The sequence below is a fragment of the Microbacterium sp. 2216-1 genome (genome assembly GCF_046507855.1).
GTDB lineage: Bacteria > Actinomycetota > Actinomycetes > Actinomycetales > Microbacteriaceae > Microbacterium > Microbacterium esteraromaticum_C.
In genome coordinates, this window is the sequence record NZ_JBKFTM010000001.1 from 1,521,130 (window position 1) to 1,542,067 (window position 20,938).

Annotated in this window: 18 protein-coding genes; 7 read left to right on the forward strand and 11 right to left on the reverse strand. The window is 67.6% G+C overall.

All coding sequences use genetic code 11. The features are described 5' to 3' along the window. Window positions 1–64: 64 nt before the first annotated feature. The 4 genes from ACLD0U_RS07095 to hrcA are packed head-to-tail and all read right to left on the reverse strand — an operon-like array spanning window position 65 to window position 3,410. Window positions 65–412 carry an HIT domain-containing protein gene (locus ACLD0U_RS07095; protein ID WP_179410628.1) on the reverse strand — a complete coding sequence of 116 codons (348 nt, stop codon included), beginning with the start codon at window positions 410–412 and terminating at the stop codon, window positions 65–67. Window positions 413–454: 42 nt separating this feature from the next. Beyond that, complete coding sequence (locus ACLD0U_RS07100; RefSeq protein ID WP_410340171.1) at window positions 455–1,183, reverse strand: 16S rRNA (uracil(1498)-N(3))-methyltransferase; 729 nt, start codon at window positions 1,181–1,183, stop codon at window positions 455–457. A gap of 18 nt (window positions 1,184–1,201) precedes the next feature. Further along, a complete protein-coding gene (dnaJ, locus tag ACLD0U_RS07105; protein ID WP_206549661.1) occupies window positions 1,202–2,308 on the reverse strand; it encodes a molecular chaperone DnaJ in 1,107 nt (368 codons plus the stop codon). A 58-nt stretch (window positions 2,309–2,366) separates the two neighbouring features. Continuing rightward, entirely contained in the window at window positions 2,367–3,410 is a 1,044-nt protein-coding gene (gene hrcA, locus ACLD0U_RS07110; RefSeq protein WP_179410625.1) for a heat-inducible transcriptional repressor HrcA, read from the reverse strand. Between the two features lie 99 nt (window positions 3,411–3,509). On the opposite strand from hrcA, the gene ACLD0U_RS07115 reads away from it, so the two are divergent. Beyond that, on the forward strand, window positions 3,510–4,928 hold the full coding sequence (locus tag ACLD0U_RS07115) for a carboxylesterase/lipase family protein (RefSeq protein ID WP_410340172.1): 1,419 nt from the start codon (window positions 3,510–3,512) through the stop codon (window positions 4,926–4,928). 36 nt (window positions 4,929–4,964) lie between these two features. Here the strand turns inward: ACLD0U_RS07115 and hemW are convergent, their stop codons facing one another. Genes hemW through lepA form a run of 3 tightly spaced genes read right to left on the reverse strand, consistent with a single transcriptional unit; the run spans window position 4,965 to window position 8,766 of the window. Further along, window positions 4,965–6,203 carry a radical SAM family heme chaperone HemW gene (hemW, locus tag ACLD0U_RS07120; protein WP_410340173.1) on the reverse strand — a complete coding sequence of 413 codons (1,239 nt, stop codon included), beginning with the start codon at window positions 6,201–6,203 and terminating at the stop codon, window positions 4,965–4,967. Further along, window positions 6,203–6,853 carry a DUF1990 family protein gene (locus ACLD0U_RS07125; RefSeq protein WP_179410622.1) on the reverse strand — a complete coding sequence of 217 codons (651 nt, stop codon included), beginning with the start codon at window positions 6,851–6,853 and terminating at the stop codon, window positions 6,203–6,205. Before ACLD0U_RS07125 ends, hemW begins: the two co-directional genes overlap by 1 nt. A 44-nt stretch (window positions 6,854–6,897) precedes the next feature. After that, on the reverse strand, window positions 6,898–8,766 hold the full coding sequence (lepA, locus tag ACLD0U_RS07130; protein WP_179410621.1) for a translation elongation factor 4: 1,869 nt from the start codon (window positions 8,764–8,766) through the stop codon (window positions 6,898–6,900). A gap of 264 nt (window positions 8,767–9,030) precedes the next feature. Between lepA and ACLD0U_RS07135 the strand changes: the two genes are divergently transcribed. From ACLD0U_RS07135 to rpsT, 6 genes are all read left to right on the forward strand, one after another. After that, entirely contained in the window at window positions 9,031–10,014 is a 984-nt protein-coding gene (locus tag ACLD0U_RS07135) for an ABC transporter permease (RefSeq protein ID WP_179410620.1), read from the forward strand. A gap of 1 nt (window position 10,015) precedes the next feature. Continuing rightward, window positions 10,016–10,948, forward strand: a complete 933-nt coding sequence (locus ACLD0U_RS07140; protein ID WP_206549656.1) for an ABC transporter permease — start codon at window positions 10,016–10,018, stop codon at window positions 10,946–10,948. Next, window positions 10,945–12,885, forward strand: a complete 1,941-nt coding sequence (locus tag ACLD0U_RS07145; protein WP_410340174.1) for a dipeptide ABC transporter ATP-binding protein — start codon at window positions 10,945–10,947, stop codon at window positions 12,883–12,885. The genes ACLD0U_RS07140 and ACLD0U_RS07145 overlap by 4 nt, the downstream gene beginning before the upstream one ends. Window positions 12,886–13,035: 150 nt before the next feature. Further along, the gene (locus tag ACLD0U_RS07150) at window positions 13,036–14,748 is read left to right on the forward strand and encodes an ABC transporter family substrate-binding protein (protein ID WP_206549654.1); all 1,713 of its coding nucleotides are present in this window, start codon (window positions 13,036–13,038) and stop codon (window positions 14,746–14,748) included. An 87-nt stretch (window positions 14,749–14,835) separates the two neighbouring features. Next, window positions 14,836–15,576, forward strand: coding sequence for an alpha/beta fold hydrolase (locus ACLD0U_RS07155; RefSeq protein WP_410340175.1), 741 nt, complete (start codon window positions 14,836–14,838; stop codon window positions 15,574–15,576). Window positions 15,577–15,739: 163 nt separating this feature from the next. Further along, window positions 15,740–16,000, forward strand: coding sequence for a 30S ribosomal protein S20 (gene rpsT / locus ACLD0U_RS07160; protein WP_179410616.1), 261 nt, complete (start codon window positions 15,740–15,742; stop codon window positions 15,998–16,000). Between the two features lie 116 nt (window positions 16,001–16,116). Here the strand turns inward: rpsT and holA are convergent, their stop codons facing one another. The 4 genes from holA to ACLD0U_RS07180 all read right to left on the reverse strand — a co-directional run bounded on the left by holA (window position 16,117) and on the right by ACLD0U_RS07180 (window position 20,897). Beyond that, window positions 16,117–17,172 (reverse strand): DNA polymerase III subunit delta, encoded by a 1,056-nt coding sequence (gene holA / locus ACLD0U_RS07165; RefSeq protein WP_410340176.1) that lies wholly within the window; start codon window positions 17,170–17,172, stop codon window positions 16,117–16,119. Between the two features lie 46 nt (window positions 17,173–17,218). Continuing rightward, window positions 17,219–19,483, reverse strand: coding sequence for a ComEC/Rec2 family competence protein (locus tag ACLD0U_RS07170; RefSeq protein WP_410340177.1), 2,265 nt, complete (start codon window positions 19,481–19,483; stop codon window positions 17,219–17,221). Next, window positions 19,480–20,109: a helix-hairpin-helix domain-containing protein gene (locus ACLD0U_RS07175; protein ID WP_410340178.1), complete on the reverse strand. Its 630-nt coding sequence runs from the start codon at window positions 20,107–20,109 to the stop codon at window positions 19,480–19,482. The genes ACLD0U_RS07170 and ACLD0U_RS07175 overlap by 4 nt, the downstream gene beginning before the upstream one ends. Before the next feature lie 140 nt (window positions 20,110–20,249). Continuing rightward, a complete protein-coding gene (locus tag ACLD0U_RS07180; protein ID WP_410340179.1) occupies window positions 20,250–20,897 on the reverse strand; it encodes a hypothetical protein in 648 nt (215 codons plus the stop codon). Between the last annotated feature and the right edge of the window lie 41 nt (window positions 20,898–20,938).

Consider the following 20,938-nt stretch of genomic DNA (forward strand, 5'->3'; position numbering starts at 1 on the left):
CACACCGTCGACGAAGACGCGATCGGTGTGCTCGGGCTGAGCGGGGAACTGGGGTGTCGGTTCGTCAGAAGCCAACGAGCTTGCCCTCCTCGATGTTGCCGAGCACATGCGCGTGGACGTGGAAAACGGTCTGTCCGGCCGTGGCGCCGTTGTTGAAGATCAGTCGATACTCGCCGCCCGCGTGCTCCGCCGCGATCTGCTTGGCCAGGGCCACCATCTCTGCGAGCAGTCCGGGGTCACCGGCGGCGAGCTCGGTGACGTCGCGGTACTGCTCGGTCACCGGAATGACCAGCACGTGCAACGGCGCCTGCGGGTTGATGTCGCGGATCGCGAACACCCGTTCCGTGCGGGCGACGAACTCACCGGGGATCTCCCCGTTCAGGATGCGCGTGAAGATCGAGGGTTCACTCATATCAGTCAGTCTAGTTTGGGGGCCCGGGCGACGGACACCGGCTCACCAGCGACCGAGCACCCCCGAGAGCACAGCGATCGCCGCCGGTCCTGCCGTCGAGGTGCGCAGCACCGTGTCGCCCAGGCGCACGCGCTCGGCGCCGGCATCCGTGAACCGCGCGAGTTCCTCGGCGCTGATGCCACCCTCCGGCCCGACCACGAGCATGATGTCGCGACCGTCATCGCGGATGCCGGTGAGCGGGACGTCCGCTGTGGGGTCGAGCACCAGCATCCGATGTTCAGCGGCGCGCGCAACCAGCTGCGCGGTGCTGCTCAGCTCGGCGACCTCGGGGACCCAGGCGCGATGCGCCTGCTTGGCGGCCTCGCGCACGATCGTCGCCCAGCGCTCCCGCCCCTTGGCGATCTTCGCCCCTTCCCAACGCGAGACGCTGCGCGCCGCCTGCCACGGCACGATCTCGTCGACGCCGAGCTCGCATGCCGTCTGCACGGCGAGTTCGTCGCGATCGCCCTTGGCCAGCGCCTGAGCGAGGGTGATCCGCGATGCGGGTCGCTCACTGGTGATGCGCGACGCGATCCGCACGGTGACCTCGGCGGCCGAGACATCCTCGACGGAACCCTCCAGCCAAACGCCCGTGCCGTCACCGATCGTGATGTGCTCTCCCACCCGCACGCGGCGCACGGCCGAGGCGTGCTTCGCCTCGGCACCGGTGAGGGTGATCAGATCACCCTCACCGGCCTCGGAGCACGAGGGGACGATGAAGTGCAGCGCCATGTCGGTCCGTTTCTGAGATCAGTGCGAGCGGAAGCGGTCGCGCAGCTTCGAGAACAGCCCCTGCTGGAACTGTGCGAGCTTGGGAGCCGGCGCCTTCGTCTTCTTGGCGAACTCCTCGATGAGGCGTCGCTGCGCGCTGTCGAGCCGGGTCGGGGTGACCACCTGCACGCCGACGCGCAGGTCACCGCGCTGGGTTCCGCGCAGGGGTGTGATGCCGCGCCCGCTGATCGTGAGCACGTCACCGGACTGCACCCCGGCGCGCACTTCGAGATCGACGGTGCCATCGAGACTGTCGATCGTCGTGGTGGTGCCGAGGATGGCATCCGTCACCGAGACCTCAAGCGTGGCGAGCAGGTCGTCGCCCTCCCGACTGAAGACCGGGTGCGGGGCGACCGAGATCTCGACGTACAGATCGCCGTTCGGACCACCCGCGCGGCCGACCTCACCCGATCCGGGCAGCTGCAGGCGCAGGCCGGTCTCGACACCGGCCGGGATGTCGAGCGCGACCGTGCGGCGCGAACGCACCCGTCCCTGGCCGGCGCACGAGCCGCAGGGGTAGGGAATGGTCGTGCCGAAGCCCTCGCAGCTGCCGCACGGCTGAGTGGTGACGACGTTGCCGAGCAGGCTGCGCACCTGACGCTGAACATGACCGGTACCGCCGCACACGTCACACGTGACCGGCGATGTCCCCGGCTGGCAGCACGCACCCTCGCAGGTCTCGCACAGCACGGCCGTGTCGACCTCGATATCGCGGTGCACTCCGAAGACGACGTCGCCCAGGTCGAGGTCGACCCGCACCAGGGCGTCCTGCCCGCGCTCGCGACGCGAGCGGGGTCGTGCCCCGCGCCCACCGCCGGCACCACCGAAGAACGTCTCGAAGATGTCGCCGAAACCGCCGAACCCTCCGAAGCCGCCGTTCGCGTCTCCGCCCATGTCGTAGCGTCGCCGGGAGTCCTCGTCACTGAGCACGTCGTACGCGTGCGTGACGAGCTTGAACCGCTCGGCGGCCTCATCTCCCGGGTTCACATCCGGATGCAGCTGGCGCGCCAGCTTGCGGTAAGCCTTCTTGATCTCATCCTGCGAAGCGTCCTTCGACACCCCGAGAACCTCATAGTGGTCCGCCACGATCACCTTTCTGCGCGTGCGTGTGCGTCTGTCTGTGTGTTCTGTACGACCGCCGGCGTCAACGGGCGGCCTCGTCGTCTTCGAGCAACCGCGACAGGTAGCGGGCGACCGCCCGCGCCGCCGCGAGATTGCTCGAATAGTCCATGCGGGTAGGGCCCATCACGCCGACGCGCGCGGTGCCGCCCGGCGCGTCATAGTTGCTCGCGACGATCGATGCCTCGCCGAGCCCGAAGGGCGCGTTCTCGGTACCGATGCTGGTCGCCAGGCCGTGCTCGTCGGTGACCATCTCGCTCATCAACCGCAACAGGGTCACCTGCTCTTCGATCGCCTCGAGCAGAGGGTGGATGCTACCGCGGAAGTCCTGCTCGCGCCGGGCGAGGGTCGCTGCCCCCGCCATCACCAGTCGTTCCTGCCGGAACTCGGCCAGTTCTTCCGAGATCACGGCCGCCAGCGCGCTGAGCGCAGGATGCAGCCGACGGGGGTGTTCGGCCGGGGCGGGCTCGCCGAGCGAGCGAACCCGCTCAGTGGCCTCGCTGACCGCACGACCGGCGATGAGGGCGAGCAGCTGCGCCCGCAGGAGCCCCACATCGTTCTCATCGAGGTCGATCGGTACCTGCGCGATGCGCTGCGACACTCCGCCGGCATCGGTGACGAGCACCACCAGAAGCCGGTTCGGTGCGAGGGCGACCAACTCGACGTGCGTGATGCTCGCCCGCGCGAAGGACGGGTACTGCGCGAGTGCCACCTGGCCGGTGAGGCGCGTGAGCACGCGCACCGTGCGGGCCATCATGTCGTCGAGATCACCGGGAGCGCCGAGGAAGGACTCGATGGCGCTGCGTTGTCCCGCCGAGAGGGGACGCAACTGCGCCAGGTGGTTGACGAAGACGCGGTACCCCTTATCGGTCGGCACTCGACCCGAGGAGGTGTGCGGCGCGACAATCAGGTCTTCGTCCTCGAGCAGCGCCATGTCGTTGCGGATGGTCGCCGCCGACACGCCGAAAGCGTGCCGCTCGACGATCGACTTGCTACCGACCGGCTCGTGGGTCTCGACGTAGTCCTGCACAATCGCGCGGAGGACTTCGAGTCCTCTTTCTGTGACCATCGCCCCTCCCACTGGCACTCGAACCTACCGAGTGCCAATCCTACCCCGCCCAGCCGAGCACCTGCCGAACGCGGTGGCTCTGCCCCTAGGATGACGCTCATGAGCGACGCCCCCATCGCCACCCTCACGGACGGCGCCGTCCGCGGCTCCGTCGCCGACGGAGTGCACCGATTCCTTGGTATCCCCTACGCCGCACCGCCCTTTGGCGAGAACCGGTTCCGGGAACCGCAACCGCCCGCCCCGTGGGACGACGTACGCGAGGCCACCGCGTTCGGGCCCACGTCGCCGCAGGTTCCCTACGCCGGTCCGATCGGCGAGTTGCTCGGGTCGGTGATCATCGACGGCGACGATGTGCTCACCGCAAACGTCTGGGCTCCGGCACAGGCAGAGCTGGCCCCAGTGGTGCTGTGGTTGCACGGCGGTGCGCTCGAACGCGGCACCGCGGCCATCCCGCTCTACGACGGCGCCGTGTTCGCCCGCGCCGGGATCGTCTTCGTCTCGGTCAACTACCGCCTCGGCTCTGAGGGATTCTCGGTGCTGTCCGATGCCCCGGCGAACCTCGGTCTGCTCGATGCGGCCGCCGCCCTGGCATGGGTGCATCGAGAGGTCGCCGCGTTCGGGGGCGACCCCACTCAGATCACCGTGATGGGCGAGTCGGCGGGCGGGGCCCTCGTGGCGGGTCTGCTCGCGCTCGACACGTCGCGGCCGATGATCGCACGAGGAATCATCCAGTCGGGTCCGTTGCGGGCCCAGCCGCGGAAGAAGGCCGGACGCGTGACCGCGCAGTTGGCGAAGCTGCTGGGCATCCCCGCGGAGCGCGAGGCGTTCGCCGCCGTCACGCCAGACCAGCTCCTCGAGGCTCGACGCACCCACGCAGCCGGTTCCTCGCCGCTCGGCGGAGCCCCGGGTTTCCAGTTCGCGATCGACGCCGAGACCCTGCCGCGGTCTCCACATGACGTGCTGGGTGAGTCCGACGTTCCGCTGCTGATCGGCAGCAACACCGACGAGTACCGCCTGTGGTTCACCCCCGAGCAGCTCAGCAGGCTCACATCCTGGCATCTGTTGCTCGCCCGGCTCGCCCTGCGCATTCCCCGCCGCGCGATCGCCGCCTACCGAGCAGCATTCCCCGGGGCGTCCACCGGCGAGATCTACGGTCAGGTCGCCACCGACCTGCTGCTGCGGGCCCCGCTGACCCGCGCGGCCGCATCCCGCCCGGCGCCCACCTACGTGTACGAGTTCGCCTGGCGCAGTCCGGTGCGCGATCTGCGCGCCGCGCACGCGCTCGAGCTGGGTTTCGTATTCGACCAACTCGCCTCGGCAGAAGCCCGGCGCATGGCAGGGTCGGATGCCCCTCAGCACCTCGCCGACGAGATGCGCGACGCGTGGATCGCGTTCATCACGACCGGCGACCCCGGGTGGGCCCCCTTCGGCGCAGAGCGCAGCACCCGGGTGCTGGACGCACAGAGCGCGACGGTTCCGCAGCGACGTACCACCGGCCTGGACCTGCTCCCCGACTGAGCAGGGCACACGCCCGGCACTCGTCCTAGCGCGGAGTCACTCCGTCAGAGCGCGCACGACAGCATCCGCCAGCAGCCGCCCGCGCAACGTGAGCCGCACGCGGCGGTCGCGCACGGCGGCGGCGGCATCGACCAGTCCGTCCGAGATCAGCTCGGCGACCCGGGAGCGGTGGCTCTCGGCGATCTCAGAGATCGGCAGACCCTCGGCGAGCCTGCTCTGCAGCAGCACACGTTCGAGCGTCTGCGCCTCGTGATCAGGCCGTTCACGTCCCGCCGCAGGTGACTCCCCCGCGTGCAGGCGCTGCGCATACGCCGCCGGGTGCTTGACATTCCACCAGCGAAGTCCGGCGACGTGACTATGCGCTCCAGGCCCGAAACCCCACCAGTCCGAGCCCCGCCAGTAGGCCAGGTTGTGCCGCGAGGCATGCGACGAGACGCTCCCCTGCTCGGAGCCACGCGCCCAGTTGCTGACCTCGTACCAGTCGAAACCCGCCGCGGCGAGACGGCTGTCGGCGAGCTCGTACATATCGGCCTGCAGGTCGTCATCGGGCGCGGGCACCTCGCCGCGGCGGATCTGCCGGGCGAGCTTGGTGCCGTCCTCGATGATCAGGGCGTACGCCGAGATGTGGTCGGGTTCGAGCGACAGGGCCGCGTCGAGCGAGGCCTCCCAATCGGCGAGGGACTCCCCCGGTGCTCCGTAGATGAGGTCGACACTGACATCGAGACCCGCCTCGCGCGCCGCGTGCACCGCCGTCTCGACGTTCTCGGGACGATGCGTGCGGTCCAGAGCCGCCAGCACGTGCGGCACCGCGGACTGCATCCCGATCGACAGGCGGTTCACGCCGGCATCCACCAGCGTCCGCACGACCTCCGGCGACACGGTGTCCGGATTCGCCTCGACCGTCACCTCGGCGCCGTTCCGGATGCCGAAGGCGTCCACAGCGTGCTCCAGCATGCGCGCCAGATCGCCAGGCGGCAGCAGGGTGGGGGTTCCGCCACCGAAGAACACCGTGTCGAGCGGGCGAATCCCACCGGCTGCGTCCAGGACGTCGCGGGCGAGGTCGATCTCGCGCATCAACGTCTCGGCGTACTCGTCCTGCCTGGCACCGCGCAGTTCGGTCGCGGTGTAGGTGTTGAAGTCGCAGTAGCCACAGCGCACTCGGCAGAACGGCACGTGCAGATAGGCCGAGAACGGGGCCGTCGCGTCGATCTCCAGATCGGCGGGCAGGCGTCCGTCAGCGGGTGCGGGATCCCCCAGCGGCAGAGCCCCCGGCATCAGATCGGCGTCGCGTACAGGGGCGAGATCGCCCGCAGATACCGCGCGAACAACTCGCGACGACGCCGGCGCACCATTCCGGGAAGGCGGTACAGCGCCGCCGTGGGCGCGTCGAATGCGCGCACGGTGAACCACACCTCGTCGGTGTCCTCACGCCAGTCCAGGTCGAACGATTCCTCGCCACTGACGACCGAACCGCCGACGGTTCCGAGCACGAACCCGACGCGGCGCCGCTCCTCGGTGACGGAGATCACCCGCAACTCGGCGTCAGCGCGCATACCCTTGACGCGTCCGTGCAGCTTCAACGTCATGCCGGGTGCGGCGAACGGTGTGCCCTCGGCGTCGAACCGCTGCTCGTGCTGGTTGCGGTTCGGCGCGATCGGCGCACCCTCGGCGTCGAAGCTGATCCCCGTGTACGCGCCACCCGCAGCCGGGCGCACGTCTGAGATCTGCAGTCCGGCGGCGCGCTGCGCCGTCCACGACAACAACGACTCGGCCGCCGAACGGAATCGCTCTTCTCCGCTGCCGATCCGCCAGGACTCCTCGGCGGGGGTGCTGCGCTCCGGCGGATACTGCATGAGGTCTGGGGCATGGGTGGCCCCGACCGCGGCATAGTCGACCGTGCCTTCTCGGAATGTCCCGCGACGCATGTTTTCCAGACTACCCAGGCGAACCTGGGTGATCGCCCGCTCCCCTACTTCTTTTCCTTGCCCTCGACGTCACCCGACAGTGCGGCGATGAACGCCTCCTGGGGCACCTCGACGCGGCCCACCATCTTCATGCGCTTCTTGCCTTCCTTCTGCTTCTCGAGCAGCTTGCGCTTTCGGCTGATGTCACCGCCGTAGCACTTGGCGAGCACGTCCTTGCGGATTGCACGGATGGTCTCCCTGGCGATGATGCGCGCACCGATCGCCGCCTGGATGGGCACTTCGAACTGCTGTCGGGGAATGAGCTTGCGCAGCCGCTCCGCCATCAGCGTGCCGTAGCTGTAGGCCTTGTCGCGGTGCACGATGGAGCTGAAGGCATCGACCTTGTCGCCCTGCAGCAGAATGTCGACCTTGACCAGGTCGGCCTCCTGGCGGCCGTCCGGTTCGTAGTCGAGCGACGCGTAGCCCTGTGTCTTCGACTTGAGCTGATCGAAGAAGTCGAACACGATCTCACCGAGCGGCATCCGATAGCGCAGTTCGACGCGCTCCTCAGAGAAGTACTCCATACCCAGCAGGGCGCCACGGCGCGACTGGCACAGCTCCATCACCGTGCCGACGTAGTCCTTGGGCAGCAGGATCGCGGTCTTGACCATCGGCTCCGAGACCGAGGCGACGCGCCCGTCAGGGTACTCGCTCGGGTTGGTCACCGTTACGGTCTCACCGGTGTCGGTGGTGACCTCGTAGATCACGCTCGGTGCGGTGGTGATCAGGTCGAGACCGAACTCGCGCGAGAGCCGCTCGGTGATGATCTCGAGGTGCAACAGTCCCAAGAAGCCACAGCGGAAGCCGAACCCGAGCGCCACCGAGGTCTCGGGCTCGTACTGCAGCGACGCGTCTGACAGCTTGAGCTTGTCGAGCGCCTCGCGCAGCTCGGCATAGTCGCTGCCGTCGATGGGATAGATGCCCGAGAACACCATCGGCTTCGGGTCGGTGTAGCCGGGGAGAGGGTCGGATGCCGGGCCCCGGACGGTCGTGACGGTGTCACCGACCTTCGACTGGCGTACGTCCTTCACGCCCGTGATGAGGTATCCCACCTCGCCGACGCCCAAACCCTTGGACGGGATCGGCTCTGGGCTGGACACACCGATCTCGAGCAGCTCGTGCGTCGCCTTGGTCGACATCATCTGCACGCGCTCGCGCGGCGAGAGCTGTCCGTCGACCATGCGCACGTAGGTGACCACTCCGCGATAGGAGTCGTACACCGAGTCGAAGATCATTGCGCGCGCCGGAGCATCCGGGTCACCGACCGGGGCCGGGATATCGCGCACGATGCGATCGAGCAGCTCTTCCACGCCGACGCCCGTCTTGCCCGAGACGCGCAGCACGTCCTCCGGGCGACCACCGATCAGGTCGGCGAGCTCTTTGGCGAACTTGTCGGGGTCGGCCGCGGGCAAGTCGATCTTGTTGAGCACGGGGATGATGTGCAGGTCGTTCTCAAGAGCGAGATAGAGGTTCGCGAGCGTCTGCGCCTCAATGCCCTGTGCGGCATCGACGAGCAGGATCGCGCCCTCGCATGCGGCAAGCGAACGCGACACCTCATAGGTGAAGTCGACGTGCCCGGGGGTGTCGATCATGTTCAACGCGAAGGTCTCAAGGCCCTCCCCGTCGGATGGGGAGGTCGACCACGGCATCCGCACTGCCTGGCTCTTGATCGTGATGCCGCGCTCGCGCTCGATGTCCATGCGGTCGAGGTACTGCGCACGCATGTCACGATCGGCTACCGATCCGGTGACCTGGAGCATGCGGTCGGCGAGCGTCGACTTGCCGTGATCGATGTGGGCGATGATGCAGAAGTTGCGGATCTGCGTGGCCGGGGTCGCGGCGGGTGACAAGGGAGTGAGAGCGCGGGGTGACATGTGGTCCTTGATGCTTCAGAGCAGGTTCAGATCAGTCTACGTTCCGGGGCCCGGTTCCCCCAGTCGTCGGCCCGGCGGCGCGACCGATGATAGTCTCGCGAAGTTGCCCGGGCGAAAATCCCCCCGTTTCGGGCAGACGAACTCCGTCACGGCCGTCGGTGATCTCGATGTGCGCTGAGCGCGGGATGATGCTTGAATGTGTTCCCGACTCAGCGGCGCGTCGGAGATCCCGGGCACGGCTGTAGAAGAGAAAGAATCAACACCTTGATCAAGTATCTCGTGCGCCGGGCACTCGGCTGGCTGCTGATGATCGTGGTCGCGACCAACGTCACCTACTTCCTGGCGTGGTCGTTCCTGGATCCCCGCAGCAACTACGTAGGCCGAAGGCCTCCCCTGACCGAAGAGCAGATGGAAGGTCTGCTCGGGCCTCGCAATCTCAGCGAGTCCACACCGCTGATCGAACGGTGGTGGACCTGGTTCTCGGGAATCCTCTTCCGCTGGGACTGGGGTGTGAGCCCCACGGGCGGCTCGGTGAACGACGAGGTCGCGTACCGCATGTGGGTCAGCGCCGAGCTGGTGCTCGGGGCCACGATCATCGCGACGCTGCTCGGTATCTGGATCGGTGTCTACACCGCATCACGCCAGTACAAGCTCGGTGACCGCGTGTGGCAGGCGGTGTCGATCGTGACGATGAACATCAACATCATCGTGGCGGGCCTGGCGATCGTGATCCTCGCGATCAACTTCAACAACTGGGTCGGCACCCGCGTGTTCTACGTCACCGGTTCGTCGAGCCCCGGCGTCACCGGGTTCTTCCCCGTATTGATCGACACGCTGCAGCACCTCATCCTCCCGACCATCGCGCTGGTGATCATCAGCTACGCGGGAACGCACTTCTTGCAGCGGTCGTTGCTGCTCGACAACATCAAGGCCGACTACGTGCGCACGGCGCGGGCGAAGGGTCTGACCAAGCAGCAGGCGATCCGCAAGCACGCGCTGCGCACCTCGCTCATCCCGGTCGCCACGCAGGTCGCCTTCTCGATCCCCGCGATCTTCACCGGTGCGGTGCTGACCGAGACGATCTTCGCGTGGCAGGGCATGGGCCGCTACTTCTTGACCACCATCAACACCAACGACGTGCACGGCGTTGTCGCCGTCGCGGCCTTCGGCGCCCTGCTGACCGCCATCGGCGCCATCCTCGCCGACATCGCCGTCGTGGTTCTCGACCCGCGAGTGAGGGTGAGCTGATATGAGCGCCGACACCATTGACCCGTCCGTGCAGCCGCCCGTCGGCCCCGACACGACGGCGGAGCGCATTCCCGCCAAGCAGCTGTCCAAGTGGACGCTGTACACCCGTCGCTTCATGCGCAACAAGCCCGCTGTCGCTGGCATCATCATCTTCGTGATCTTGGCATTGTGCTCGATCATCGTTCCGCTCGTGTCGCGGTACACCGTCACCGACATGGACTTCCTGAACCTGTCGACCGGCCCCTCGACCGAGCACTTGTTCGGCACGAACGCGTCGGGCAACGACACGTTCACCCAGACGTTCGTCGGTCTTCAGCGTTCGCTCATGATCGCGGTGATCGTCTCGGTCGGCATCACTGCGATCTCGGCGATCGTCGGCACCGCGGCCGCCTACTTCGGCGGTCGTTTCGAGCGGGTCACGCTGGTGATCATCCACTTCTTCATGGTGATCCCGACCTTCCTGATCCTCGCCCTCGTCTCGAACGACTCCGGCGGCGACTGGCGCGTCATCTCGATGGCGCTGATCTTCGTCGGCTGGTTCTTCCCCGCCCGCGTTATCTGGACCATGGCGCTCTCGCTGCGCGAGCGCGAGTACGTGCACGCCGCCCGCTACATGGGCGTGCGCGGTATGCGCATCGTCATGCGTCACCTGCTGCCGAACATCGGCTCGCTGCTGGTGATCAACTTCACGCTCGGTGTTGTGGCAGCCGTGATGACTGAGACCGGACTGTCGTTCATCGGCATGGGCGTGAAGATCCCTGACGTATCGCTCGGGTCGCTGATCGGCGAGGGCGCGGCGAGCGTGACCAGCGCGCCGTGGCTGTTCTACTTCCCCGCCGCCGCGCTCACGCTGCTGACCGTTTCGATGGCGCTCGTCGCCGACGGCCTGCGCGACGCCCTTGATCCCACTTCTTCGGCAGGAGGCCGCGCATGAGCACCACGAAGGACACCGTCCTCTCCGTCCGCGACCTGAAGGTCAGCTTCGCCTCCGAGGCCGGCCGTGTCGACGCCGTACGCGGTGTCTCGTTCGACCTCGAAGCGGGAAAGACCCTCGGCATCGTCGGCGAATCCGGATCCGGCAAGTCGGTCACATCGCTGGCCATCATGGGTCTGCTCGATGAGAACGCGAAGGTCACCGGCTCGATCCAGTTCGAGGGTCAGGAGCTGCTCGGCAAGACCGACAAGCAGATGTCGGTGATCCGCGGCAACGGCATGGCGATGGTCTTCCAGGACCCGCTGACCTCGCTGACGCCGGTGTTCACCATCGGCGATCAGCTGATCGAGGCACTCACCGTGCACCGCGGCATGTCCAAGCAGGAGGCGTGGGACCGTTCGCTTGAGCTGCTCTCGCTGGTGGGCATCACCGAGCCGGTCAAGCGCATGAAGTCGTTCCCGCACGAGTTCTCCGGCGGCATGCGCCAGCGCGTGGTCATCGCCATCGCGATGGCCAACAATCCGCGCCTGATCATCTGCGACGAGCCGACGACGGCGCTGGATGTCACCATCCAGGCGCAGATCCTCGACCTGATCGAGAAGGCGCAGGGTGAGTCGGGCGCCGCCGTGATCATGATCACGCACGACATGGGCGTGGTCGCGCGCACCGCCGACGACGTGATGGTGATGTACGCCGGTCGTCCGGTCGAGCACGCACCCGCGCACGAGCTGTTCCACCGCACCCGGATGCCCTACTCCATCGGTCTACTCGGGGCGATCCCGCGTGTCGACAAGGTCGAGAAGGAGCCGCTGACCCCGATCAAGGGCAACCCGCCGCTGCTGATCGACCTGCCCGATGCGTGCCCGTTCGCGTCGCGTTGCCCGATCGCCGTCGCGGCGTGCACCACGCGTGAACCCGATCTGGCGCCCGTCACCACCGGTAGCGGTGACCCGCACCTGGCCGCGTGCATCCGTGCCGAAGAAATCGATGACGACGGAATGATCGGCGGCCTGCCCGTCTACCCGGTGCAGAAGGCTCCGGACAGCGACCTGCTGCACACTCCGCGTGAGCAGCGCCCGGTGACGCTCGAAGTGCGCAACATGGTCAAGACCTTCCCGCTGACCAAGGGGGCCTTCCTCAAGCGCAAGGTCGGCGAGGTGCACGCGGTCAAGGGCATCAGCTTCGACGTGCGCGAGGGCGAGACGATGGCGATCGTCGGCGAGTCGGGGTCGGGCAAGACCACGACACTGCTGCAGATCATGGACTTCGTCAAGCAGCCCGAGGGCGACATCGTCATCGCGGGCACGAGCATCAACGGTCTGCACGACCGCAAGCTCGAGCGTGCGCTGCGCCGCGATATCCAGATCGTGTTCCAGGACCCGATGGGCGCTCTCGATCCGCGTATGACCGTCACTGATGTCATCGCCGAGCCGATGCGCGCCATCGGCATGCCGAAGGACCAGGTGCTCGCGCGCGTGCAGGAGCTGATGGACCTCGTGGGTCTGAACCCCGCGCATCGCGATCGCTTCCCCGGTGCCTTCTCGGGTGGTCAGCGCCAGCGCATCGGTATCGCTCGGGCGCTGTCGACCAACCCGAAGATCATCGTGCTCGATGAGCCGGTCTCGGCCCTTGACGTGTCGATCCAGGCCGGCGTGATCAACCTGCTCGACGAGCTGAAGGTCAAGCTGGGGCTGTCGTACCTGTTCGTCGCGCACGACCTGTCGGTGATCCGTCATATCGCCGACCGTGTGGCCGTGATGTACCTCGGCGAGTTCGTCGAGCACGGCGACGTGGACGAGGTCTTCGACAACCCGAAGCACCCGTACACCCAGGCACTACTGTCAGCCATCCCTGTGCCGGACCCCGACATCGAGCGCACCCGTCAGCGCGTGGTGTTCGATCCGGAGACGATGACGACCAAGCCCGCGAACGCCTGAGGTCACCATCGGGTAACGCGGGGATCTCCGTCGTGCAACGACGCATCACCGTCCGATAACAGTTAGGCGGGATTCACTCTCACCGAACGTGAACCCCGAGATCGCGAACTATTCTCCCCTTATGACACGCCGCAAGGCGAAAGGAGCACCATGAAGCAGCAGAAGCTGATGGGAGCGCTGGCACTCACCGGCGCTTTCGCACTCGTCCTGACGGGCTGCGCCACTGACTCCGGCAACACCGGTGACAATGGCGACAACGGAGGGCAGTCGGCAGAGACGTCGGCCGCGGACTACAACCCCCAGCCCCGCGAGAACCTTCAGGAAGGCGGCACGGTCAACTTCCCGATCAACGAGATCCCCGAGCAGCTGAACTCGTTCCACGGAGACGGCAGCGCCGACACCGCGCGCGTCTCTGCCTGGTACAAGCCGCAGATCCTGCTGCAGGAGCCGGACGGCACGCCGTACAAGCACGACGCGTACCTCGACGAGTGGAAGATCGAGACGGTCGACGGCAAGACCCAGATCACCTTCACCTTCACCGAAGAGGCCACCTGGAACGACGGCACGCCGATGGACTGGACCGCCATCGACGCCACCTGGAAGGCCAGCCGTTCGACGGACGAGGGCTTCGTGCCCAACGCCACCGACGGCTACAAGGAGATCGAGACGGTCGAGCAGGGTGACACCCCCAAGACCGCTATCGTCACCTTCAAGGGCGAGTTCGCCTGGCCGCAGATGCCGTTCCTCACGGGCGTCATCCACCCCGACATGGCCGACCCCGAGAACTTCAACAACGGCATGATCGACGACCCGCACGCCGAGTGGGGCGCCGGTCCGTACACGGTCGACGAGTTCGACGCGAACAAGGACTACATCTCGTTCAAGCCGAACGAGATGTGGTGGGGCGAGAAGCCGCTGCTCGACAAGGTCACGTTCACCGGCATGGAAGCCCAGGCCTCGATCAACGCCTTCAAGAACGGCGAGGTCGACATGGTCAGCGTCGGCACCAAGGACCGTCTGGCACAGGTCGCCGACATGGACGGCATCACGATCCACCGTGCGCAGCAGACCGCGAACACTCTGCTCGAGGTTGACGCCGACAAGCCGCAGTTCGAGGACGTCAAGGTGCGTGAGGCGTTCTTCCTCGCCATCGACATCGAGCAGCAGAAGACGATCGCCTGGAACGGCCTCGACTACACCGAGGACCCGGCCGGCTCGCTCACGCTGTTCTCGTTCCAGCCCGGCTACCACAACTCGCTGGAGAAGGCCGGCTACGAGTTCAACGTCGAGAAGGCCAAGGGCCTGCTGGATGAAGCCGGTTGGACCGAGGGCGAAGACGGCATCCGCGAGAAGGACGGCGAGAAGCTGTCTGTCGTCTACCCGATCTTCAGCGACGACCCGACCCAGAAGGCGCTCGCGCAGTCGCTGCAGACCATGCAGAAGGCTGTCGGCATCGACCTTCAGGTCGACGTGCGCCCCTCGAACAAGTTCGCCGAGGACTACACCTCGAAGAACTGGGATGTCGCCGGTCTGCGCTTCACCTCCTCCGACCCGTTCGGTGCTGCGTGGTTCTGCCAGCTGTACTGCCAGGACATGGGCCTGAACCTGTCGGGCGTGCAGACGCCTGAGATGGACGAGCGCATCAAGAACGAGGTCGAGTCGATCACCGACCCGGTCGAGCAGACCGCGGCCGCGATGGACCTCGAGGTCGAGATCTTCCAGGACTGGGGCATCATCCCGCTGTACAACGGTCCGTCGATCTCGGCGGTCAAGGAGGGTCTGGCCAACCTGACCCCCGAGCCCTACACGGGTCTTGACCTGTTCGGCGTTCAGCCGGTCGAGAACATGGGCTGGGAGAAGTAAGCACTTCGCTCTTCCCGAAGCGGGGTCGGTGGTTCATCCACCGGCCCCGCTTCTCTGTTGGCGGTGACGGGTTCCTATGCTGGTGGGGTGAGCGCTTCTCCCCATCAGCCCGTCCAGGTCGTCCTGGTACACGGCATCCGCACGTCGGCGACGATGTGGCGATCGCAACTGACGTGGCTGACCGAGCACGACGTTCCGGCTCATGCTGTCGATTTGCCCGGGCACGGCACCCGCATGGCCGAGCCCTTCGCCCTCGACAGCGCGCTCGCGACGATCGATGATGCCGTGCGCGAGGCCGCCACGCGCGGACCCGTGCTGCTCGTCGGGCATTCCATGGGCGGCCTGCTGAGCCTGGAGTACGTCGGGAGTGAGTCTCGGCCGCCGGTCGCCGGTCTGATCGCGGCTTCGTGCACTGCACTCCCCCGCGGTGCCGCCCTGCAGACCTATCGCACACTCGCCGGGGCGCTGGACCGGTTGCCTGATCGCGGCATCTGGTTGGCCGAGCAGGTGCTCAACGCGACGATCCCGCCCGAGACGCGCCCCGACTTCGCCGCGGGCGGCTACGCGCTCGATGCGCAGGATGTCGCGCTCAGGAGTCTCGCCTCGCTGGATCTGACCAGCGCGCTGGGCCGCATCGATGTGCCCCTGTGGCTGGTCAACGGGCAGTTCGATCAGCTGCGCACCCATGAGTCGCTGTTCACCCGGCTTGCTCCGCAGGCCGAACTGATTGTCGTGCCGCGCACCTCGCACCTCGTCACGGCGATGCGCCCGCGGGTCTTCAATGCGGTGCTGCAGCTGGCGCTGGCGGTCGTCAGCGAGGCGAACTGAGTCATCGCGACGCTCCGTGGTCTGCGTGCTGGCACCGGAGCAGGCCCGTTGCTGGTAACATTGACTCTTGGCTTGCGTGTGGGTTTGTCCCTCACGACCGCTGTGCGACGCCCCTCTCCCGTCGGCAGCATCCGAATACAATCCAGACAGAAAGCGTCCACACGTGGCAAACATCAAGTCGCAGATCAAGCGCAACAAGACCAACCTGAAGGCTCAGGAGCGCAACCGCGCCGTCAAGAGCGAGCTGAAGACCCTCGTCCGCAAGACCCGCGAGGCTGTCGCAGCCGGCGACAAGGAGGCCGCTGAGGCTTCGCTGAAGGTCGCGTCCGTCAAGCTCGACAAGGCCGTCAGCAAGGGTGTCGTGCACAAGAACCAGGCGAAGAACCGCAAGTCGTCGATCGCCAAGCAGGTTGCCGCGCTCTGAGTCCACAGAGACTTTTGAAGGCCCGTCCCCGGTGGGGGCGGGCCTTCTGCGTTTCCGCCCCGTGGCATCGGCGCACGTCGAGGACGTCGGATGCTACCGGCGCGCCGTGTATCGGATCAGGCGCCGTACGACTGTCGCGTCGCCACGACGGTGACCATGCGCTCCAGAGCGAAGATCGGGTCGCGCGCAGCGCCCTTGACCTCGCCGTCGGCGCGGGCCGTCGCCTGAATCGCCATGCCGAGAGAACGGTCGTTCCAGCCGGCGAGGTCGCGGCGCGCGCGGTCGACCTGCCAGTCCTTCATACCCAGGCGTTGCGCAAGTTGCCGGCTCGGCTCACGGTTGCCTGCGACACGTGCCATGGTGCGCAGTTTCATGGCGAAGGCGGCCACCATCGGCACGGGGTCGGCGCCCGAGGCCAGGGCGTGCCGCAGCGCGATGAGCGCCTCGCCGTGGTGCCCGGCGATCGCCGTGTCGGCGACGACGAAGGCCGAGACCTCGACGCGGCCGCCGTAGTACTTCGTGATCACGTCGTCAGTGATGTCACCCTCAACATCGCCGATGAGCTGTTGGCAGGCAGCGGCGAGTTCGGTGAGGTCGTCGGCGAACGCTGAGACCAGGGCCCGCAGTGCCGACGGCTGAATGCGTTTGCGTGCGGCCTTGAACTCGCCCGCGGCGAAGTCCACTCGGTCGCTGTCGCGCTTGACCGCGGCGCACGGGATCTCGATGCCGTCGCCCGTGCCCGCACGGATGGCATCGAGCAGCTTCTTGCCGCGCACCGTCGCACCGGTGTGACGGAGCACGACGGTCGCACCCTCCTGGGGGTGCTCGATGTACTTCAGCGCCTCAATCAGGAAGGCATCCGAGCACTTCTCGACCCCCGACACGCGCACCAGGCGCGGCTCGCCGAACAGCGAGGGTGAGGTGAGCGCGAACAGGGTGCCGGCTTCGTAGTCATCGGCCCGCAGATCACTGACTTCGACGGCGGGATCTTCGGTCCGCAGATAGTCACGCACGCCGGCGATGGCCCGCTCGGCGAGCACTTCTTCAGGCCCGGAGACCAACACGATGGATGCCGGACGCGGCTCGCGCCACGGCACCTGGGGGATCTTCGTCCCCTTGGCCGCGCCGGCGCGCGCCCCGGAGCTTCGGGCGGACGAGCGAGCGGCAGGCATGACATCCAGCCTACCGGCGGGTGCCGACACCCCACGGCGCGGGGCCCTACTCCCGGCCGTGGTTCTCGGCCCAGATCGCGATGCGCCCGTCATCCTGCCCGAGCAGTACCAGGCCGTGGTGATCAGTGCGCAGCACGCGGGTGCCGGTCGCCTGAAGAATGCGCAGCGTGTCGTCCCGGGGGTGCCCGTAGTCGTTGTCCTCGCCGACACCGATCAACGCCACCCGCGCACCAACAGCGGCGTACAGCGCAGGCTCCTGATCACCACTGCCGTGATGTGAGACCTTCACCACCGGATAGCGTCCGATCCCACGGGCCAACAGCGCACGCTGCGGTGCCGCGGACAGATCGCCGAGCATCAGCATCCGCGGTACTCCCCCGCCACCGATCTCGATCACCGCGCTGGCGTCGTTGCCCGGCGGGTACGCCGCCGAGGCGCGTTCCGGCCACAGCACGCGCCACTCGGCGTCGCCGAGGCGGCCGTGCATCCCCGCGGCGGCGGAAACCAGCGTCGCACCAGCGGATGCCAGACGCTGCAGCGTCTGCTCATCCTGCGCTTCTGCGGATGGGCCGTGCAGAACCGTGCCGACGCGGCCTTCGAGCGTCCCGGCGGCGCCGACGTGATCGAGATCGAAATGGGTGATCACGAGCAGGTCGATGCGCGTCGTGCCCGTCGCGGCGAGGCATTTCTGCAGCGCGGTCGGATCGGGTCCGGTGTCGACCAGCGCGGTGCGTCCCTGCGAGCGGATGAGCAGCGCATCGCCCTGGCCCACATCGCACATCGCGATCGACCATGCCTGTGGTGTGCGCATCGCCGCGAGCGGCCCCGCCAGCAACGCCCTCCCTCCGGCGATCGCGAGCGCGACGATGACGACCGCGGCGGCGCTGCGCCTGAGCAGCACCGAGCGCGGTCGCACGAGCACGAGGGTCGCCGCGATGCTGAGCACCGCGACGACCGCCGCTGAGAGCGGACCGGCGACGACCCCGACAGCCGCACCGGGAAGGCTGGCGCTGACCGTCGCGGTGGTCTGGATCCACGCCGCCGGCAGCCACGCGGCCGCCGCGAACAGGTCGGCCAGCAGGGGTGCCGGAGCGGCGAGACAGGCAAGCAGCCCGATCACGGTGGCGACGGGCGCGGCCGGCGCCGCGAGCAGATTCGCGGCGACGCCGACGATCGACTGCTGGTCGGAGAACAACGCGACGATCGGCCCGCAGACCACCTGCGCCGCCAGCGGTACCGAAAGCGCCAGCGCCAGCGGTTGGGGCATCCATTGACCGAGGCCGCGCATCAGCGGACGAGAAAGCACCAGTAGCGCCCCGGTCGCCGCCGCCGACAGCGCGAAGCCGGGCGTTGCCGCCAACCAGGGGTCGGCGACCAGCAGTCCGCACACGGCCAGCGACAGCATCGCCAGGCCCGCGCTCGGGCGCCCGAGCAAGATGGTCAGCATCGCCAGCGCGGCCATCACCGAGGCGCGGATCACGCTGGGCTCGGGGGTTACGAGCACGACGAACGCCCCGAGAGCGAGCAGCGCGAGCCCCACTCTCAGACGGCGGCTTCCCCCGAGCAACGACACCACCCAGAACACCGCGGCGACGACGATGGCACAGTTCGCGCCGCTGACCGCGGTCAAGTGGCTGAGTCCGGATGCCAGCATCGCCGCGTTCAGCTCGTTCGAGACCGCACGTGTGTCGCCGACGGCGAGTCCCGGGAGGAGCCCTGCACCGGGTTCGGGCAGCCGGGTGGCGCGGACGATGAAGTCGGCGCGCGTCGTTGCCGCAATCGCGAAGATGCCCGTCGCGGGCCGGGCGATCTCTGCGCGCGTGCCGAAGATCACCAGCGCGGCGCGTTCTCCGGCATCCGTCGCCTTGGCCTGCCCGGTGACTCGTACTTGCGCACCCAGGACAGCGCCGTCGATCGGTTCAATGCCCACGCGCACCGGCGCCGAGGTGTTCTCCGCCTGCTGCGGCGGACCGATGTTCACGGTCTGCGCGTCGAACCACAACCGACCATCACTTCCGATGGTGGTCGACGAAGTCACCTCGACGAGCGCCTCGACCACGTGCCCGTCGTTCTCGGCGAGCATCTCCCGTTGCGGCTGGGCGCCCGCGACCGTCGTGGCCACGGCGGCCCCGCACAACAGGGCAAGAACGATGAGGCCCGCTCCGCTGCGGCGGCGCAGGGCCATCGCACCAAGCGCCGCCAGGCCTGCTGCCGCGCCTGCGGTCGCCCATGCCGATCCGGGCATGTACACCAGCGCGAGCGCCACACCCCACAGCACGAGCGCGAGCACCGAACTGCGCAGGTCGTTCACACGCGCACCTTGTCGCGCACACCGGCCAGCAGCTTCTCACCGATGCCGGGCACCGCCTGCAGGTCGTCGACCGAGCGAAACCGTCCGTTCTCTTCGCGCCAGTCGATGATGCGCTGGGCCAGGGCCGGGCCGATCCGCGGCAGCGTCTCCAGCGCCGCCTGATCGGCGGTGTTCAGGTCGATCAGACCATCCGCGCCGCCCCCTCCCGACCCGGCCCCGGCCGGCGAGTCCGCACCGATCTCGGGAACGACGACCTGTTCACCGTCACTGAGCGGGCGCGCGAGATTCACCGCCTGCAGGTCGGCGTTCTCACGCGTGCCACCCGCCGCCGCGAGCGCGTCGACCAGACGCGCATCGGCTTCCAGAATGTACAGGCCGGGGTTGGCGACCTCGCCGAGAACATGCACGTACAGTTCCGCTCCCCCGAGCACGTCCGAGCCATCGGACGCCACGACCCCGGCATCATCGACGGGGATGCTGTCGATCGGCGCAGCCTGCCCGCGCAGGATGCCCCAGCCCACCGCCGCCGAGAGCACGACGAGACCCACCGTGACGGCGACGCCGACGCCCATCCGCAGGCGCGGCCGCGCCGCCGCTTCGGAGTTGGAGTCATCAGCGGAACGCACTCCGTCACGCTATGCGCGCACGGCGGGTACTGATCGCCGGCCAGCCGGAAGCTGTGCACAACCCGCGCGTGAGACGCGGCTGTGCATGGCATCAGCGAGTCGGTAGTGTCCTGAGCCCGCAGAGCCGCTTCGAGGAACGTCTACGGCTGAGCCGAGCCCCGCGGCGACAGCCTCCGGAAGACGTACGCGTAGGCGGACCGCGTGTACGCGATGCCGCGTCCGCTGTCGCGGATCCGTTCGGCGTTCGCGGCATCGCCGACCTTCGGCACAAGGTATGTGTGCAGGTCCTGGGCGTCGAGACGGTAGCGACCAGCGCGATGGTGCACCGCCGCAATCAACTGCAGGTCGGGATCGAGCGCGGCGATACTGGCGTCGCCATGACTGGTGTTGGCCAGCAGCAGACCGTCCGGCTTCACGTACCGACGACAGCTGTCCCAGACGGGTCCGGCGTAGAGCAAGATGAGCAGATCGAATCGGTCGTCCGACAGCGGCAGCGGCTTCGTGTAATCAGAGCCGATGAACTCGACCACGTGCCCCATGCCCGAGGCCGCCTCGGCAAGGTCAGCCTGGACGCGATCCGCATCGCGGAAGTAGCCGGCGGCACGTCTGTCTGTGTCGACATACGTGACCGACCGGATCGCTGAGGATGGTGAGAGGTCGACGTAGCTGCCGGGATACAGTGCGTCCGCTACGCCCCACACCGAAGCGATCTCGGCGAACAGCGGTGACCTGTCGCCGATCGATTCACGGTACGCCTTCCATGGCGACGGTGCGTCCGCGTTTCTCATGCCGTCTGCCACACCGCTGCTTGTCCACGAGACGTGCGCCT

Bases quoted from the DNA above. Each gene is read 5' to 3' on its own strand.
- ACLD0U_RS07095 (WP_179410628.1), bottom strand. From the start codon at position 412: ATGAGTGAACCCTCGATCTTCACGCGCATCCTGAACGGGGAGATCCCC.
- ACLD0U_RS07100 (WP_410340171.1), bottom strand. From the start codon at position 1,183: ATGGCGCTGCACTTCATCGTCCCCTCGTGCTCCGAGGCCGGTGAGGGT.
- hrcA (WP_179410625.1), bottom strand. From the start codon at position 3,410: ATGGTCACAGAAAGAGGACTCGAAGTCCTCCGCGCGATTGTGCAGGAC.
- ACLD0U_RS07115 (WP_410340172.1), top strand. From the start codon at position 3,510: ATGAGCGACGCCCCCATCGCCACCCTCACGGACGGCGCCGTCCGCGGC.
- hemW (WP_410340173.1), bottom strand. From the start codon at position 6,203: ATGCCGGGGGCTCTGCCGCTGGGGGATCCCGCACCCGCTGACGGACGC.
- ACLD0U_RS07125 (WP_179410622.1), bottom strand. From the start codon at position 6,853: ATGCGTCGCGGGACATTCCGAGAAGGCACGGTCGACTATGCCGCGGTC.
- lepA (WP_179410621.1), bottom strand. From the start codon at position 8,766: ATGTCACCCCGCGCTCTCACTCCCTTGTCACCCGCCGCGACCCCGGCC.
- ACLD0U_RS07140 (WP_206549656.1), top strand. From the start codon at position 10,016: ATGAGCGCCGACACCATTGACCCGTCCGTGCAGCCGCCCGTCGGCCCC.
- ACLD0U_RS07145 (WP_410340174.1), top strand. From the start codon at position 10,945: ATGAGCACCACGAAGGACACCGTCCTCTCCGTCCGCGACCTGAAGGTC.
- ACLD0U_RS07150 (WP_206549654.1), top strand. From the start codon at position 13,036: ATGAAGCAGCAGAAGCTGATGGGAGCGCTGGCACTCACCGGCGCTTTC.
- holA (WP_410340176.1), bottom strand. From the start codon at position 17,172: ATGCCTGCCGCTCGCTCGTCCGCCCGAAGCTCCGGGGCGCGCGCCGGC.
- ACLD0U_RS07180 (WP_410340179.1), bottom strand. From the start codon at position 20,897: ATGAGAAACGCGGACGCACCGTCGCCATGGAAGGCGTACCGTGAATCG.